24 protein-coding genes and 1 pseudogene are annotated in these 14,454 nt (G+C 44.3%); 22 read left to right on the top strand and 3 right to left on the bottom strand.

What is annotated here, in order from left to right:
• The 20 genes and pseudogenes from BMX44_RS16945 to BMX44_RS15290 form a co-directional block, all read left to right on the top strand.
• A pseudogene (locus BMX44_RS16945) lies at positions 1-713 on the top strand (recombinase RecF); the annotation flags it as partial.
• The gene (locus tag BMX44_RS15195; RefSeq protein WP_090634601.1) at positions 710-1,174 is read left to right on the top strand and encodes a hypothetical protein; all 465 of its coding nucleotides are present in this window, start codon (positions 710-712) and stop codon (positions 1,172-1,174) included. The pseudogene BMX44_RS16945 and the gene BMX44_RS15195, both read left to right, overlap by 4 nt.
• A 220-nt stretch (positions 1,175-1,394) precedes the next feature.
• Positions 1,395-1,994 carry a hypothetical protein gene (locus BMX44_RS15205; protein ID WP_090634605.1) on the top strand — a complete coding sequence of 200 codons (600 nt, stop codon included), beginning with the start codon at positions 1,395-1,397 and terminating at the stop codon, positions 1,992-1,994.
• A 27-nt stretch (positions 1,995-2,021) separates the two neighbouring features.
• Positions 2,022-2,327: a hypothetical protein gene (locus BMX44_RS15210; protein WP_090634607.1), complete on the top strand. Its 306-nt coding sequence runs from the start codon at positions 2,022-2,024 to the stop codon at positions 2,325-2,327.
• Positions 2,324-2,647 (top strand): hypothetical protein, encoded by a 324-nt coding sequence (locus tag BMX44_RS15215; protein WP_090634608.1) that lies wholly within the window; start codon positions 2,324-2,326, stop codon positions 2,645-2,647. Before BMX44_RS15210 ends, BMX44_RS15215 begins: the two co-directional genes overlap by 4 nt.
• On the top strand, positions 2,647-2,991 hold the full coding sequence (locus BMX44_RS15220) for a hypothetical protein (RefSeq protein WP_090634610.1): 345 nt from the start codon (positions 2,647-2,649) through the stop codon (positions 2,989-2,991). Before BMX44_RS15215 ends, BMX44_RS15220 begins: the two co-directional genes overlap by 1 nt.
• Positions 2,992-2,993: 2 nt before the next feature.
• Positions 2,994-3,545, top strand: coding sequence for a hypothetical protein (locus BMX44_RS15225; protein WP_090634611.1), 552 nt, complete (start codon positions 2,994-2,996; stop codon positions 3,543-3,545).
• A complete protein-coding gene (locus BMX44_RS15230; RefSeq protein ID WP_090634613.1) occupies positions 3,542-3,859 on the top strand; it encodes a hypothetical protein in 318 nt (105 codons plus the stop codon). Before BMX44_RS15225 ends, BMX44_RS15230 begins: the two co-directional genes overlap by 4 nt.
• Before the next feature lie 190 nt (positions 3,860-4,049).
• Positions 4,050-4,364 (top strand): molecular chaperone DnaJ, encoded by a 315-nt coding sequence (locus BMX44_RS15240; protein WP_090634616.1) that lies wholly within the window; start codon positions 4,050-4,052, stop codon positions 4,362-4,364.
• A gap of 30 nt (positions 4,365-4,394) precedes the next feature.
• Complete coding sequence (locus tag BMX44_RS15245) at positions 4,395-5,048, top strand: hypothetical protein (RefSeq protein WP_090634619.1); 654 nt, start codon at positions 4,395-4,397, stop codon at positions 5,046-5,048.
• Positions 5,049-5,247: 199 nt separating this feature from the next.
• The gene (locus tag BMX44_RS15250) at positions 5,248-5,454 is read left to right on the top strand and encodes a hypothetical protein (protein WP_090634620.1); all 207 of its coding nucleotides are present in this window, start codon (positions 5,248-5,250) and stop codon (positions 5,452-5,454) included.
• Between the two features lie 6 nt (positions 5,455-5,460).
• Positions 5,461-5,883 (top strand): hypothetical protein, encoded by a 423-nt coding sequence (locus tag BMX44_RS15255; protein ID WP_090634622.1) that lies wholly within the window; start codon positions 5,461-5,463, stop codon positions 5,881-5,883.
• A 3-nt stretch (positions 5,884-5,886) separates the two neighbouring features.
• Positions 5,887-6,072 carry a hypothetical protein gene (locus tag BMX44_RS16645; RefSeq protein WP_143056966.1) on the top strand — a complete coding sequence of 62 codons (186 nt, stop codon included), beginning with the start codon at positions 5,887-5,889 and terminating at the stop codon, positions 6,070-6,072.
• Positions 6,069-6,590: an HNH endonuclease gene (locus BMX44_RS15260; RefSeq protein WP_090634624.1), complete on the top strand. Its 522-nt coding sequence runs from the start codon at positions 6,069-6,071 to the stop codon at positions 6,588-6,590. The genes BMX44_RS16645 and BMX44_RS15260 overlap by 4 nt, the downstream gene beginning before the upstream one ends.
• A gap of 165 nt (positions 6,591-6,755) precedes the next feature.
• Positions 6,756-7,097 (top strand): helix-turn-helix domain-containing protein, encoded by a 342-nt coding sequence (locus BMX44_RS17340; protein WP_143056967.1) that lies wholly within the window; start codon positions 6,756-6,758, stop codon positions 7,095-7,097.
• A 116-nt stretch (positions 7,098-7,213) separates the two neighbouring features.
• Positions 7,214-7,972, top strand: a complete 759-nt coding sequence (locus BMX44_RS15275; protein WP_245738967.1) for a tyrosine-type recombinase/integrase — start codon at positions 7,214-7,216, stop codon at positions 7,970-7,972.
• Positions 7,973-8,250: 278 nt separating this feature from the next.
• Positions 8,251-8,574 carry a hypothetical protein gene (locus BMX44_RS15280; RefSeq protein ID WP_090634630.1) on the top strand — a complete coding sequence of 108 codons (324 nt, stop codon included), beginning with the start codon at positions 8,251-8,253 and terminating at the stop codon, positions 8,572-8,574.
• A 190-nt stretch (positions 8,575-8,764) separates the two neighbouring features.
• Positions 8,765-9,007 (top strand): hypothetical protein, encoded by a 243-nt coding sequence (locus tag BMX44_RS16655; protein WP_143056968.1) that lies wholly within the window; start codon positions 8,765-8,767, stop codon positions 9,005-9,007.
• Entirely contained in the window at positions 8,992-9,228 is a 237-nt protein-coding gene (locus BMX44_RS15285; protein ID WP_090634632.1) for a hypothetical protein, read from the top strand. The genes BMX44_RS16655 and BMX44_RS15285 overlap by 16 nt, the downstream gene beginning before the upstream one ends.
• A 191-nt stretch (positions 9,229-9,419) precedes the next feature.
• On the top strand, positions 9,420-10,556 hold the full coding sequence (locus BMX44_RS15290) for an endonuclease/exonuclease/phosphatase family protein (RefSeq protein ID WP_177167785.1): 1,137 nt from the start codon (positions 9,420-9,422) through the stop codon (positions 10,554-10,556).
• 33 nt (positions 10,557-10,589) lie between these two features.
• Here BMX44_RS15290 and BMX44_RS15295 read toward each other — a convergent pair whose 3' ends face one another.
• The 3 genes from BMX44_RS15295 to BMX44_RS15305 all read right to left on the bottom strand — a co-directional run bounded on the left by BMX44_RS15295 (position 10,590) and on the right by BMX44_RS15305 (position 12,288).
• Positions 10,590-10,922, bottom strand: coding sequence for a helix-turn-helix domain-containing protein (locus tag BMX44_RS15295; RefSeq protein WP_090634634.1), 333 nt, complete (start codon positions 10,920-10,922; stop codon positions 10,590-10,592).
• Entirely contained in the window at positions 10,919-11,164 is a 246-nt protein-coding gene (locus BMX44_RS15300) for a type II toxin-antitoxin system RelE family toxin (RefSeq protein ID WP_090634636.1), read from the bottom strand. Before BMX44_RS15300 ends, BMX44_RS15295 begins: the two co-directional genes overlap by 4 nt.
• A 557-nt stretch (positions 11,165-11,721) precedes the next feature.
• Positions 11,722-12,288, bottom strand: coding sequence for a TetR/AcrR family transcriptional regulator (locus tag BMX44_RS15305; protein WP_090634638.1), 567 nt, complete (start codon positions 12,286-12,288; stop codon positions 11,722-11,724).
• A 323-nt stretch (positions 12,289-12,611) separates the two neighbouring features.
• Here BMX44_RS15305 and BMX44_RS15310 point away from each other — a divergent pair, with 323 nt between their 5' ends.
• Together BMX44_RS15310 and BMX44_RS15315 are read left to right on the top strand one after the other, a co-directional pair.
• A complete protein-coding gene (locus BMX44_RS15310; RefSeq protein WP_090634643.1) occupies positions 12,612-13,181 on the top strand; it encodes a carboxymuconolactone decarboxylase family protein in 570 nt (189 codons plus the stop codon).
• A gap of 217 nt (positions 13,182-13,398) precedes the next feature.
• Positions 13,399-14,091 (top strand): cysteine hydrolase family protein, encoded by a 693-nt coding sequence (locus BMX44_RS15315; protein WP_245738968.1) that lies wholly within the window; start codon positions 13,399-13,401, stop codon positions 14,089-14,091.
• Positions 14,092-14,454 lie beyond the last annotated feature (363 nt).

The following is a 14,454-nucleotide window of genomic DNA, read 5'->3' on the forward strand; positions in this document are numbered from 1 at the left end:
ATATTGCGCTCGCTGAAGATGCGAAAGCAAAACTTGAGCAATTGGGTAAATCCGGCGATACAGGATCTTCAGTTATCGATATCGAGCCACTGCAGACCGAGATAAAAGAACTCAACAATCAGTTAAACCAGTGGCGCACTGATGAACAAAAATACAAAGATATTGTGGATCAGCATTCAAACCGTGCGCTGGTAATCGACAAGGCCAAAAACCTGCACCAGGACATCATGGAATGGCTGGCAATAGCAGATGCACTATCACCAAGTGGAATACCGGGTGAGTTGCTTAAAACAGCATTGAAACCGATCAATGACCGCCTGAAATCAAATGCAATGGCATCCTGGATGCTGCACCCTGTTATCGACAGCGAAATGAACATCACCGCAACCAAGGATGGTGGCAAAAGCATTCCTTATGCACTGCTATCTGAATCTGAGCAATGGCGCGTCGATGCGATGATTGCCGAGGCAATATCGTACATTTCAGGCATTAAAACGCTGGTACTAGACCGCTTTGATGTTCTGGACCTTGGCAATCGCAGCAGCCTTATCTACTGGCTGGATGAGTTAGCGCAAGCAGGCGAACTCGACTCATGCATCATTTTCGGAACGATGAAGAAAAGACCAGCATCCCTTCCCGAGACCATTACAGCGTACTGGGTTGAGAACGGCGAAGTTGTTGCTGATGATGAACAAAGTCAGGAGGCAGCATGAAGCTATCAGCCAAGCAACAGCAAGACCAGATCATGTGGCTCCGTCTGATGATGCCTGCAAACGATGATAAAGCCACGCCAGTTAAGAAGCCTGCGAGCGGATCAGTGGGGCGCATTGAGAAAGTCATGCCGAACAAGTGTTATCTGTCTTGCAAACAAATAGCGGAACTGGTCAATTTCCTTGTGTCGCAAGAGTCGTTGATGGCCAGAGGGAAGCGCAAAGAGCATTACGAAATGACAAGGAGAGCCGGGCACCTTGCCGACAAAAATGGCAATGAATTGTCGTCTGGAGGTTTTACCCAGTATTACTCGATAGCCAGGATAAAGCGAAGTTCTGAGGGCAATGTAAAGGCTGTAGTTATGAGTTGCAGGGTGACTTACAGACTATCTGCAGAAATAACTGCGGCGATAGCGGGTATTGATGAAAAGGAAGCCAGCAGGATTATTTACGAACTCACATAGGACTGAAAATGATCATAGGGAAAATGGATGTTTCTGAGGCAATTCATAGCGCGATCACCAAGCTGCACAAAAAAATTGATGGATTTGCTTTTGTCGAGACGCGTTGTGGAAATGCGGACGTAAGCGGATATATCTTCACAAGCAACCCCTTGCTGTTATTGAGATCGGAAAAAATAACGATAATTTTCAATGACAGGAATGGAATTGCAAGGGTTAGCAAATGAGTCCACAACAAAATCAACCGGACCTAGAGCCGTTACCAGAGATTTTTTATCATGCTTGCGATCCCGTGTTTAATGGGATGCCAGAGATCAAAAGGCCATTTGTATACGGAGATAATATTGTCGCAACAGACAGATCAATATTTGTTGCCGCCAATAAGAATAGATACGACGTATCAGGGATTCTTGATCACACGAAAAACAAAAAAATATCTGGAGTTGGCAGAGTGCTGCAAGAGATTGTGTCGACAGAATGCGAGAAGCCGTACAGCCCAGTCGAAATACCCGAAGATAACATTCGGTTCATGGAATACAAATCCAGAACAAACCACAGATGCCCTGAATGTGAGGGTAGCGGGAAGGTTGAAACACACACTAAATACAGCACTTACAAGAATACCTGTCTTAGATGCGAAGGGACCGGCATAGGATTAAGAATAGAGCACGTCAATGAAGCGGTGTGTATCGATGGCCTACGGTTAAATCCATGCTACATCTACCTGATAAACAAAGCCGACAAATACCATATAAAAGAAAAACTACAGCTATTTTTCCGCATGAGTGACATAAGAGGCATGATTTGTGGATATCGGTTTTGAAAATACGAACAGGAGGCTCGGGAAATAATGAAACCGCTTTTCATCCCACTCAATGCATGGGCGTATGAACAGTTCGAGGCCGGCACCAAAACTGACGAACTTCGCCGGTACGGTCCACGCTGGAACGAGAAAACATGCATACCTGGGCGGCCAGCCATTCTGTCACGCGGATACGGTACGAAAAATCGTATGAGCGGCACTATCAGCGCATTTAAAAAGGTACATGGCAGTCAATTGAATAGCGCATACAAGGAAGCTGTTTTAAGGGTTTACGGCACACTGGATATTGATGTTGCTGTTATATCGATTACGGATCTGGAGGATATCAAGTGAGTAGAGAAAACATAGTGCATGACGTTAGACACTCGTTTTTTGGTCACAACATTGAGTATCAGTGGGGATCAGATGATCCAACAAAAGTAATGGGATGCATATCTCCACTACCAATACCTGGAGATTACGTAATCAGCAAAGCTGGAAAGGTGCATGAATTTATAGATGTTGAGCCGATGAGGAATCCTCATGACGGGTTTTTTGCAACAATAAAAAGCACAGGCATCGCAGTAAATGAAGACAAAAACCCGACCTATGCTGATATCAAGGGTCGCATTAAATCAATCACGCAAGACCAGCATTCTGTGGAAACTCAATAATGAATAAGATTTTAGGCAAATTTCTAGTCATCTATGCAACTGCGTGCGCACTGGCAAGTAGCGCAGTTTTGGGAGTGTTTATTGGTACTGCAGTCGATAACAAAGCACTCGGATATTTTAAAGGAGAGCTTTTTCAGTACAACCCTGCAAAAGACAAGAAGGCGCTAATAATCACTGACACAGGACCAGTCGAGATTGATATGGATTGCAGTGAAAATAGTGAAGGCAAATACGACATTGCCTTGTATGCGCATACAGCAGACAGAGTGACCATATTTAATGTGGTAACAAACGACGAATACCGAAGCATCTACGGCATGGATCATCCGTGCCATAAGGAGTAATCATGGACAAAGTAGTCGAACTAAATCGTGAATACTGGGGGCGCATACATGACATGTGCGCGGGGACTAAGGTTAAACCGTGGGAGTGTATCAGGTGGCATCCAGAAGATAATCCTGTATGGAGGTATTTTTCAGAACATCCTCAAATCTGTAGTTTTGAAGATTCGTGGATTGTTGAATTCGCCGTAACCGTGATAGAGGACAAACCGGTTTGGGTGGGTAGCGTTTTATACGATAAAGACGGCAATCAGTACACTATAACAGGGTATTTCCTTGGTGCTCTAATAGTTGAACATAACACAAAGACCGGTGGCGTGCAGTGGTTAGATTGGAAAACAGACGCATCATGGACACCACCCGCCCACAAGCGCACGTTTACGCTGAATGGTGAAGAGCTGCCTTGTCCGGTCAAGCACCGCGGTCAATTAACAAAAACCGGGATAGGGATTTCATCAACCAGGAAGCGTTTTGCCGTTTGGTTTGAATCAAAAAGTCAATGCGATGCTGTCATGGATGCAATAGAGAAAATAATCACAGAGGCGCGTGATAAATGATGGATGAAGCGCACTGCCCGTACTGCGGCGAATCTCAAGAGATCAACCATGATGATGGTTATGGATATGAAGAGGACAAGTTGCATAGACAGGGATGCGGCTCGTGCGGCAAAGAATTCGTGTTCACAACATCAATTCATTTTTACTATGCGACGCATGTTGCTGACTGTCTGAACGGTAGCGAACACAAATACGAACCAACTAACACCTACCCTGTTGAATACACAAAGATGAAGTGTCGTGATTGCGGTGAAATAAGAAATCCCACAGAAGTAGAAATGGCGTTGATTATGGAGGCGCGTGATAAGCCATGAAAACACACTATGCAGGTGAAATCATATTCAGTGGCGGAAACAGATTGCCCGGATGGGCGGCATGTTGTTCTGGCGATAGAGCTGTGCAAATCCGTGAACATGGAAACCACACCTATGACGAGAGCAAAGTGACTTGCAATTCATGTTTAAAGATGATCCGGAAGCACAAGGATTATCTAAAGGAAAGGCAATGAACTACTGGGAAACATGCATACAAGAAGCGTTCGAAGATGCCGGAATTGAAGCGACAAAAGAACAAATTGATACCGTAGTTTGTTGGGTCGAAGGTGCTCACGAGAACTATGGCATGGCGCATGGCCATGATGCTATCCCAAATCCATTGCAAGCCGAGAACGAACAACTAAAACGCGAACTTAAAAGGCAGATGTCAAAAATCATCTGCCCTGAGTGCAAGGGATCTGGATGGGAATTTGTTGCAGGCCCGGTCCATAGCGGCATGAGTAGTTGCCACAAGTGCAGGGGCGAAGGTCTGGTAACTGCGTAATTTGATCAATAATCACCGAATCCATAATAAATGAAAGAGAAACCAATAATCTACAGCGATCCGATGGTGGTCGCCACTCTCGAAGGCCGCAAAACCCAAACGCGCCGGATCGTCAAACGATTGGCCAAGTACGGAAAAATAATCGGCTTCGACAGAGCGGACACCAAGGGCTATGCCTGTCAGTTCAGGGATAAACGCGGTCGCCTGCACAATCTGACGTATGAGGAACTGTTAAAGGCTTGTCCATACGGTACTGTTGGAGAGAAACTTTGGGTTAGGGAAAGTACTATAGAGGATTATATAGATGATAAGCCACTGGCAAGATATTCCGCTGATATGGCTTGGTCAGACATTAAATGGTGGTACTCAAGACCGTCATGTCCATCTATTCACATGCCACGATGGGCTTCGAGAATTACCCTTGAAATAACCAGTTTGCGTGTCGAGCGCGTGCAGGATATTAGTGATGACGATGTTGGCAGAGAGGGATTGGCTGTATTTGGTGGCGGGGATGTAGATAGTTCCGGGCAATGGCACAGGCTGTATTTTGATCCACGCCCCGATCACGATAACGAGGGAATATTTGCGAAGGAAGCATACAAGAATCTGTGGGGAATGATCCACGGCAAGAATGAATGGGACAAGAACCCCTGGGTGTGGGTTATCGGGGTTAAGAGGATCTGATGATTAACGTGATCGCGTTAAACACGGTGGCCGCGACGGTGAGAGTCCTTAGCGAACATCCATGGATAGACGGGAATCAATGCAGATAGTGCTCGATAGGCTCTGCATCGTATGTCGACTACGAGCGTAATGACGCAGCCAAATGAGCAGGAAGCCACATGTTTAGCGTGATCACATTAATTATTTATCAGGAGTCGGCATGAGTGAATCAAGCATTGTTGCAACGATAAGTTTTTGCGAGCAGATAGGCGAAAATGACTTTATACAGCGACGTCACAGCAGAGTTTTTGAAATCACCAGAAGCGTTAAAGATATTCTGCAATGGGCTGAAGTCATGGGCATTAAAAACCCTGGAATCAATGATATTCAGTTCAGCGAATATACAGGATCTTCAACAGGAGGTTAATAAATCATGGATAACAGAAAGATAGACATCACCTCGGAAGGTTTCGATGATTTGCATCTTGCTATGCAATTAATCTGGAGAAACGCACCCGGTGGAACTGCAAAATTATTCAGAATAGATAAATTTAGACCGCCAGAAAATCCTTACAATCATATAGAGAAAGCGGAAGACGGAACCCCCACCATGATACTGTATTGGACAAACGAGGGCGTTAATGACGCCCTCCCCTTGCCATGCCCAATGGATCTAGATGGATCGGTTGAAGTGGTCAAATCATGGCTTAAGCAAGTTGATTATAACGATGATCACGACATAGACGGTAGCGTTAAGAAAGGATGGAGAGTATTCACTGAACAATGGGGTCATGTTGCTGGATCAGCTTATGCTATATGTGCCATTCAGCCGGTATGGGCGCTTTATGGGAAATAACACATGAACACGATGACCAACCATGACAACTACGATCAAATCAAAGCCGAAGTGCTGCTTATCGTGCGTGCAAATGCTGGCAATAAGTCACCGGAAGGCTTGTTTAAAACAATCAAAGATAGGTTGCCGGGCGTTCCTGTGAAAGTGATAAGCGAGTGTTTGGGTGAATTGTTGGAATCATCACAATGAACAGCAAAACAATAACAAAGCGTAAGGACAATTTCAGCCAATGGCTAACCGCCAGAGGCGCGGAAGTCCTTGAACCGACCAGCGAATGGGAGTTGATGCGGTTCAGGGCTGGCGATGAAACATCTGTTATTTACCGGAACAAGGCAGAGCAGGTTAATTTTACTGGCGGATCGCTTGAGGCGTGGAACGCATACAGGAATAACCTGAAATGGCGTGCAGCACCGAAAACTACCCGGAAACGCATGGCTAGGAAGAAACGCACGCCGATCATAATTTCACTATTCAAGCGTGACGGCAACCTATGTTTCTTTTGTCAAAAAGAACTTGGGCATGATTTTACACGGGAACATTTGGTGTCAATAACGCACGGCGGCCCTGACAACACGCACAACATGGTTTTAGCGCATAGCCAGTGTAATAACGATGTCGGGCACCTGTCTGCAGCTGAAAAAATAAGGATTCACGTTGAGAGCGTAATAAAAAATGCAAATAAAGTATGTAGTAAGACAGCTGATTAAAACTGCGAACGGGAATTTTCTACACCCTGTTTATGAGATATCTTCAGAGCGCATGGCATTAATCACATACGACGAATTTGTAGAAAAATATCCGGACCAATATTTTGAAGTTGTGAAGATTGAAACTGAAGAGACTTGCTTGGAATTTACTAAGAATCTAAAAAAATGAGTGATACCAACAATCCAGACAAAATGATTGGCATAAAAAAAGCCTCAGAAATTCTAGATATCCACATTGCAACTATCAGGAGAATGGCTAGAGACGGCGAAATACCGGCATTCAAGGTTGGCAGGGAATGGCGTTTTTACCTAATTGACTTGAGCAATCATTTCAGACAACAATACAAAAAAAATGATGGGGAAAAGGTCGATACGCAATGTCACTCTACAAACGCAAGGATTCAGCGTTCTGGTGGATCAAAATCACAATCCCAGGCTGCAAACCGATATGCAGATCTACTGGGACTAAAAACAAAAACGAAGCCCAAAAATTCCACGACACATTAAAGTCGGAACTTTGGAAGCAAGATAAACTAGGCGACAAACCGAAGTATTTATGGGAAGACGCGGTAGTAAGATGGTTGGAAGAAACAAAGCATAAATCAACGCAGCATGATGATCTCATGCACCTTCGCTGGCTGGATGATTACCTGCGAGGCAGGACGCTAGACAGCATCACCAGAGACGATATCGATCTGCTAACAAAAAGCAGATCATCCGAAGGCGTAACTAACGCCACCACAAACCGAACCCTTGCGGTCGTCAGAGCGATACTCAGGCGCGCGCAACACGAATGGGAATGGATTGATAAGCATCCAAAAATAAAGATGCTTCCAGAGCCAAAAAAACGCATTCGATGGCTGACGCACGATGAAGCCGACCGGCTACTGAGAGAATTACCTACGCACTTAAGAGACATGGCTAGATTCACGCTGGAGACCGGCCTGCGCCAGTCAAATGTATCCGGCCTAACCTGGTCACAGGTTGATATTGATCGTAAATTCGCATGGATACATCCGGACCAAGCAAAGGCAAAGAAAGCGATCCCGGTACCGTTATCCGAAGCAGCAATACAGATAATATTGGAACAAAAAGGCAAAAACGACACGTATATCTTTACATACGGCGGCAACAAGATAAGAAATGTCAGCACCAAAGCTTGGTGGAAAGCGCTTGACCGGGCAGGAATCAAAGATTTCCGGTGGCATGACTTGCGCCACACATGGGCAAGCTGGATGGTTCAAAACGGCTGCCCTCTTCACGTATTGCAGGAATTAGGCGGATGGTCAAACTATGAAATGGTTTTGCGTTATGCCCACTTAAATTCTGACCATTTATCAAAATATGTGAACAGTTTGCCGTCCAATAAAGTGACGCACTGACCGTAGCGTAAACGTAGCCAGAACGTAACTACGCAAAATGTAACTATATGATTTTAAAAATACGCAAAATTACGCAAGGCTACGGTATAAAATAATAACTGCATGATACTAAATAGTTTTTTGCGGTATTGATCTGTTTCGTAATCAGTAGGTCGGAGGTTCGACTCCTCTCAACAGCACCAATTATTTCAACAAGTTACCGAAGATAGGCAAACCGATAAAACCAACCGGGGTTACGGTCGACATTAATCTTTATCAACTTATTGGAGTAATTTATCATGAATAACGACATTCCAACCGCCTACCATGTCATGTTTGAACTGTGGGAACGTTCCAGCAGCACATTCACCGCAGAAAAACTTAAATACTTTGCCGGCGCTATCGAACAGGTTGAAATTGTTGCGGAGAATTTGCAAGGCGCCGTTTCTGACGCGGCGTATCTTTTACAACAACAACCAATTTCAACAGCGGCTCATGACATGCCTGACTTGCTTTTGGCTCCCGCAAACCAGCTTGACACCATTCACGGCTTGCCGCATATTGGGGCATCAGCCTCATACCGATTACGCCATCCGGAACTGTTTGAGAAAAAAATTCTGTGAAGCCTACCGCCAAAATTGAACAATTAAGGAAAGCATAGTCCGACTACACCATTACTGTCATCCAATGACAGATAGAAACTAAACCGGTAACGTTACCGAATTAGCCAATAGAGCGACACGTTATCACGAGCGCAGGATTACAACCATGTTTCTATAAAACAGCATGGCTGAAAATTAGTCTGGGGTTTATATGGATATTGATAAAGAATATATTCATTACCAAGAATCAATCACCAGTTTAAACAGGGCTTGGCGTACTGCTTGTGAACTTGAAAGCACACCCCCCGGCAGTGCTATATGGAGCGCAGCATACCGAATGGTATTGATCGAGTATTGCAAGCCATTTAAAAATTCTTTCGATGAAGCTAGAAAAAGATATGCCTTATCAGTCCCTCACTTTGATGCAGAAAAAAGATATTGCATAAGAAAATAGAAGATTTGCGGGATCAAGTTCTAGCTCATTGTGATATTAGCGTTCTAGAAGCAGAAGTTTTTTACAAACCTGAAGCGAAATTTCCCGAACCCTTGATAATCCAAAATAAGCTAACTGACCTGCCTAACATAACAAAAATTAGAGAGCTTATTGAATACGTTTTAAATGAGATATATCAAGAACAGGAAAGATATAATCAGCGCTATGCTGACAGCCATTAAAGCTGTTTTTTTAACTTGGCTGCGCAAAAATTTTGGGCGGGTGCGGTACATAATGCTAACTGCCTCAGAGGCTTGGATTGTCGGGGATTCTTTTTATCTTTTTTGTGGACGTTCATCACGTCAATAGTTGATCGCGGTACTCAAAGGCTGCTGGACCGTATATCGCAGTTTGCACACGAGGAGACAAAATTATGATGTCGTTGATCGTCTTTACGGTATTGGCGTTGCTGCTACTGGTGGCGACGTTACTTCCACTGTCGCGTAACCCGCACTGGCTTGTGAGAGGGATGGATTTTCCACGGCTGCAGCTTGCAGTCCTTGCAGCGATTCTGCTGGCGGCCGAAGTGGTTTTGTTGGACCTGAGCCACCCTCTGGGTCTGATTTCATTGGGAGTTACATCCTTTTGTCTCTTCTGGCAGATATGGTGGATCCTGCCCTACACGCCGTTTTGGCCGGTGGAGGTGAAGGCAGCCATCGATGATAATCCCGAAAGAGCGCTAAGCATCATCACCGCTAATGTCCTCACACCGAACCGCAACGCTGATGCGTTGCTGGCATTGGTACAGAAATGCAAACCTGACGTGCTGGTGACTCTGGAATCAGACCAGTGGTGGCAGGACCGCCTGGATGTTCTGGCGGAGCAGATGCCGCACAGCATAAAGTGCCCGCTAGACAATCTCTACGGTATGCATGTGTACTCCCGTTTACCCCTGTCTGAGGTAACAGTGGACTATCTCGTCGAAGAAGATGTGCCTTCGATGCATGCCCTGCTGACACTGCGTGATGGCTCGAACGTGCGTATGCACTTCCTACATCCGGCACCACCTAGCCCTACGGAGAATCCAGAGTCAGCTGAGCGTGATGCCGAGCTGGTAGTGGTGGCACGCAGTGTAGCGTCCAGCGACCAGCCAGTAATAGTTACCGGGGATCTCAACGATGTGGCCTGGTCGGCAACGACGCGCCTATTTCGTAAACTCAGTGGGTTGCTGGATCCTCGGGTCGGGCGCGGTATGTACAATACCTTTCATGCCGACTACCGCATAGCACGCTGGCCACTGGATCACCTGTTTCATTCGGACCATTTCACGGTGCGTTCGATCGAGCGTATGCCGCACATTGGCTCAGATCACTTCGCACTACTTACGCGCCTAGTATACGCTCCTGTTCGAGGAGCCGACCAGAACGGGCTGGAAGCCGATGGCGACGACCGGGGCTGGGCAGATGAGGTGGCCGATGCAAAGGACGTCGAGGCCAGTGACACACCCCGACCTGGCAAGGAGTTTTCTATCTACTGGGTGAATTCAATATCAAAGTGCAAAAAGTATTAAAAAGGAGACCGGCATCGTAAGCATCTGTTAGTTTCATGCCGTTTCTTTTAGAGCAATCCGTACCCGCTCCAGCAGTTTATTAGTTACATGACTACGACGTTCAGTCTGACTAATATAGGCCTGACTGACACCCAGTCTATTAGCAAGTTCTTCCTGCGTAATACCAGCCTTGATGCGCGCAAGAACGACCGGATTGTCTACATAGTCTTCAAGAACAAAAGGCACATATTTCTGATCATCGCCATATCCGGTTTCATAAGCAGCCAGTTCATGCTCAATCTGTTCTTTCAGCGCATGATAAACGGGCATGGGTAATAAAACATACTCATCCTTGCCGTTAATGGATTTGATTTTTTGCAATATCATTTGTAAGCATCTCCACGCGGTTTTATTTTTTCCACCGCAATTATTTTGACTGCGTCCTGTCTGTCAAAAATGACGTGCCAGTTACCAACTCTTAGCCGAAAATATGGTTTTCCTTCGATTTTTTTGATATCCAGTGTTTCATCATCCGGATTACATCCCAATTGCACAATTTTTTCAGCAACCCTGAACCGTTCCGGTCTGGGCAAGCTTTGCAGCTTTTTCTTGGCTTGCGACCGGATCAATACTTGCTAGGAATCATACATATTATAAGTTATAAAATGTTATATTCAAGCTGTGATGTAACTTGGATTACAGTTTCTTCATCATTGAATAAACGTCAAGTCTATTTACTAATCATTTTAACCACTTTGCACGTTCATTTTGCAAATCCACATATTCATTAATCTACAGATCAAATTTAACAATTAATCCCGATACACGGTTATAGTGGTTGAAACAAGAACTGTATTGCAATCTCGGCCAGTCTTTTTCTAGCAAGAACAAATGGCCGCAGAACTTGCGGGATTTTGCTTATCTGTGTCAACAAATCCAGAAAAAGCACTCGGTGATTATCATTGCAGAATATGTTGCAAAAACCCGCGCAACGGTTCACCAAATGATTCTATGCGTTTGGATATTCGTTTCTAAATGGGATGGACAAATAAAGACAATAGAACGCACCATTATTAATGAATAAATGACACCTTGAGACACATTTACAAGCAATTTCAGATGATAAATTTGCAAGTTTAATGATATTTCAGTTCTCGTAAGCTGTACACCATCCAAAATACGGCCTTTAATTTAGAGCAGATTTTATAAATATCTTTCCCATTTTCTTTGCTGTTTGTGCGGCATTCCTGTCTCCACTCACATGAGCCTGGACAGTTGCACCTTCGATCAGAAGGTTAAGTTGTTTAGATAGTTCTGCCGGATTCTCGGCACCAGCTTTCTCAGCCAAAGACTTTACATATTCATACATCAATCGTTTATGTTCGGCGGAAGCAACATGGATTGGATTATCGGCGGCAGTAAACTCGGCAGAGGCGTTAATGAACATACATCCACAAAACCCCTTGCTGTTGAACCATTCATCGGCAGCATCGAAAACAGACACCAATCGTTCTGCCGGTGTCGTGCCGAAGCGCTCAACCGCTCTCATAAAATTATTCCTGAATTGCTCGTCCCGACGCCGAAGCACAACCAAAATTAATTCATCCTTGGATTTGAAGTGATTGTAGAGCGTTTTTTTTGAGACGTTAGCCACTTCGCGAATTTTTTCAACACCCGTTGCATTAAATCCTTCTTTATAGAACAGGTTGAGGGCTACGTTAATGATTTGCTCTCTTTTTGAATTTTTTGTCATTGCCATTCCTTTTATAGAGTATACCGTACAGTATATTTTTTACTGTAACGGAAGTAAATATATCTATACGAAATATCGTTTATTTTATTGATATACAAGCAGAACATATTACAAATCCATATTGCATATGACTAAATTTTAATAAATATAGGTTGACTATATAAACCGATCGGTATATGTTTGTTTGCACCGATCGGTTTACTTTATGTGTACAAACACGAATGGAGAAACTTATGGAGCCCAGGTATCAAATCCTGAAATAGTTATAGACAAGTAACAAAAGACAATGTGTGAAATGAAATTTTTTTATGAAAGGAAAAAAAATGATTAACTTTAAAACACATACAATCGAATCTGCTCCCGAACGCAGCAAAGCTATTTTGCAAGGCACACAGGATACACTTCAATTTATCCCCAACCTTTACGCAGCAATGGCCGAAGCGCCAGCATTGCTAGAAGGTTATACAACGCTTGCCAGTATCTTTGATAAAACCAGCTTCAGTGAAACTGAGAGACAAGTCATCCTAATGACAAATAACATGTTGAACGGTTGCACTTACTGCATGTCGGCGCACACCGCGCTTTCTGAAATGGGAGGCGTATCGGGTGATGTGATTGACTCTCTTCGCGCAGGAACACCCATTGCAGATGCCAGGCTTGAGGCCCTTCGTCAGTTTGCCATCGTGATCAATGAAACACGCGGGTGGCCTGAACATTATGATCTAGAAGCGTTCCTGAATGCCGGTTACACACAGCGACATGTTCTGGAAGTTGTATTAGGAACTGCCCTAAAGGTAATGTCCAATTACACCAATCACATAGCTGTGACCGATCTTGACAAAGCATTTAAGCCTTTTGAATGGAACAAAACTGATTTGAGAGGCGCTGCATAACTTTAATATTGCTTGCCATAACCCCGACCGACCTTTGGCATAAGCTCTTATAGGTTTATCGGTTTTCAAAATGGCGCTGCTGCTTGAAGTGAATAAGTAAACAAACTGAGTCGAAATAAATTTTTGTACGTCTCGCATCAAGAGAAACACTGACTCCCGACTCGCTTCACCTGAAATAAAGATATGAATAACCATCAACTTTTAAAGGAAAGAAATGATGAAAAAGGAAAATGATGGGTTGCCTTTGCCTGGATTCACAATCGAAAAAGGTAAAACCGCTATAGTGATCACTGATCCTCAAAATGATTTTCTCTCGCCAGAAGGTGTAGCTTGGGGCGTGGTTGGAAAAAGTGTCATGGATAATATGACCGTAGATAATATCGAGCAATTATTTAAAATAGCGAATGAGGTCGACATGCAGGTCTTTGTCTCGCCACACTATTATTATCCGCACGACCATACCTGGAAATTTGAAGGGACACTGGAAAAACTGATGCACAACATTGGAATGTTTGACCGGCCAGGCGCACTGGATACGAATAAATTTGAAAACTCCGGTGCCGATTGGTTGCAGAGGTATAAGCCATACATTAACAATGGCAAGACGGTAGTTACTAGTCCCCATAAAGTTTATGGCCCTGAAAGCAATGATTTGGTTTTGCAGCTTCGAAAAGCAGGAATTGACAAAGTTATTCTGGGCGGCATGTCAGCCAATCTATGCGCCGAATCCCATATGCGCGAGTTGATTGAACAGGGTTTTGAGGTTATGGTCGTAACCGATGCGACTGCTGCGGCCATTACCGAGCACTATAACGGTTACGAAGCGGCACTGGTTAATTTCCGTATGATTGCCAGTGACATAAACAACACGACCGACACCGTTAAAATGATCAGGGCAGCATATCAATAAATCGCATGCGTATTGCTTCTGGCAAAAGTTTCTACTATAAGCACATGCATTGGGATTTAAAATGAGCAGCAACATCTTCAACATCGAAACAGCTGACGAGAAAGCTGTACCATCTCAGGCCCGGTCTGGCAGTTACTTCCAATTAACCGTTAACTGTCTGATCGGGTCTAAATCAGTACAAATAATAGTGTTAACACCAAGGGACTTTGTCGTACTTTAACTGCCAAGCGATTTTGTCGTATTCAATAATTACCAAGGGAAATTGACGGTAAGCGTCCGGCGCGACCATCTATAATTTTTCTTGTTTTAATGCTTCGATAAATTCCGGCGTTAACGGCAACAACTCATCAATACGGCTATTAG

The organism is Nitrosomonas marina (assembly GCF_900110145.1).
Taxonomy (GTDB): Bacteria; Pseudomonadota; Gammaproteobacteria; order Burkholderiales; family Nitrosomonadaceae; genus Nitrosomonas; species Nitrosomonas marina.

Coding starts and splice junctions, on each gene's coding strand:
- BMX44_RS15195 (WP_090634601.1), top strand. CDS start 710: ATGAAGCTATCAGCCAAGCAACAGCAAGACCAGATCATGTGGCTCCGT.
- BMX44_RS15260 (WP_090634624.1), top strand. CDS start 6,069: ATGAACAGCAAAACAATAACAAAGCGTAAGGACAATTTCAGCCAATGG.
- BMX44_RS15275 (WP_245738967.1), top strand. CDS start 7,214: ATGCACCTTCGCTGGCTGGATGATTACCTGCGAGGCAGGACGCTAGAC.
- BMX44_RS15280 (WP_090634630.1), top strand. CDS start 8,251: ATGAATAACGACATTCCAACCGCCTACCATGTCATGTTTGAACTGTGG.
- BMX44_RS16645 (WP_143056966.1), top strand. CDS start 5,887: ATGAACACGATGACCAACCATGACAACTACGATCAAATCAAAGCCGAA.
- BMX44_RS15210 (WP_090634607.1), top strand. CDS start 2,022: ATGAAACCGCTTTTCATCCCACTCAATGCATGGGCGTATGAACAGTTC.
- BMX44_RS15225 (WP_090634611.1), top strand. CDS start 2,994: ATGGACAAAGTAGTCGAACTAAATCGTGAATACTGGGGGCGCATACAT.
- BMX44_RS15310 (WP_090634643.1), top strand. CDS start 12,612: ATGATTAACTTTAAAACACATACAATCGAATCTGCTCCCGAACGCAGC.
- BMX44_RS15245 (WP_090634619.1), top strand. CDS start 4,395: ATGAAAGAGAAACCAATAATCTACAGCGATCCGATGGTGGTCGCCACT.
- BMX44_RS15230 (WP_090634613.1), top strand. CDS start 3,542: ATGATGGATGAAGCGCACTGCCCGTACTGCGGCGAATCTCAAGAGATC.
- BMX44_RS15250 (WP_090634620.1), top strand. CDS start 5,248: ATGAGTGAATCAAGCATTGTTGCAACGATAAGTTTTTGCGAGCAGATA.
- BMX44_RS15255 (WP_090634622.1), top strand. CDS start 5,461: ATGGATAACAGAAAGATAGACATCACCTCGGAAGGTTTCGATGATTTG.
- BMX44_RS15240 (WP_090634616.1), top strand. CDS start 4,050: ATGAACTACTGGGAAACATGCATACAAGAAGCGTTCGAAGATGCCGGA.
- BMX44_RS15290 (WP_177167785.1), top strand. CDS start 9,420: ATGATGTCGTTGATCGTCTTTACGGTATTGGCGTTGCTGCTACTGGTG.
- BMX44_RS15295 (WP_090634634.1), bottom strand. CDS start 10,922: ATGATATTGCAAAAAATCAAATCCATTAACGGCAAGGATGAGTATGTT.
- BMX44_RS15220 (WP_090634610.1), top strand. CDS start 2,647: ATGAATAAGATTTTAGGCAAATTTCTAGTCATCTATGCAACTGCGTGC.
- BMX44_RS16655 (WP_143056968.1), top strand. CDS start 8,765: ATGGATATTGATAAAGAATATATTCATTACCAAGAATCAATCACCAGT.
- BMX44_RS15315 (WP_245738968.1), top strand. CDS start 13,399: ATGAAAAAGGAAAATGATGGGTTGCCTTTGCCTGGATTCACAATCGAA.
- BMX44_RS17340 (WP_143056967.1), top strand. CDS start 6,756: ATGAGTGATACCAACAATCCAGACAAAATGATTGGCATAAAAAAAGCC.
- BMX44_RS15305 (WP_090634638.1), bottom strand. CDS start 12,288: ATGACAAAAAATTCAAAAAGAGAGCAAATCATTAACGTAGCCCTCAAC.
- BMX44_RS15205 (WP_090634605.1), top strand. CDS start 1,395: ATGAGTCCACAACAAAATCAACCGGACCTAGAGCCGTTACCAGAGATT.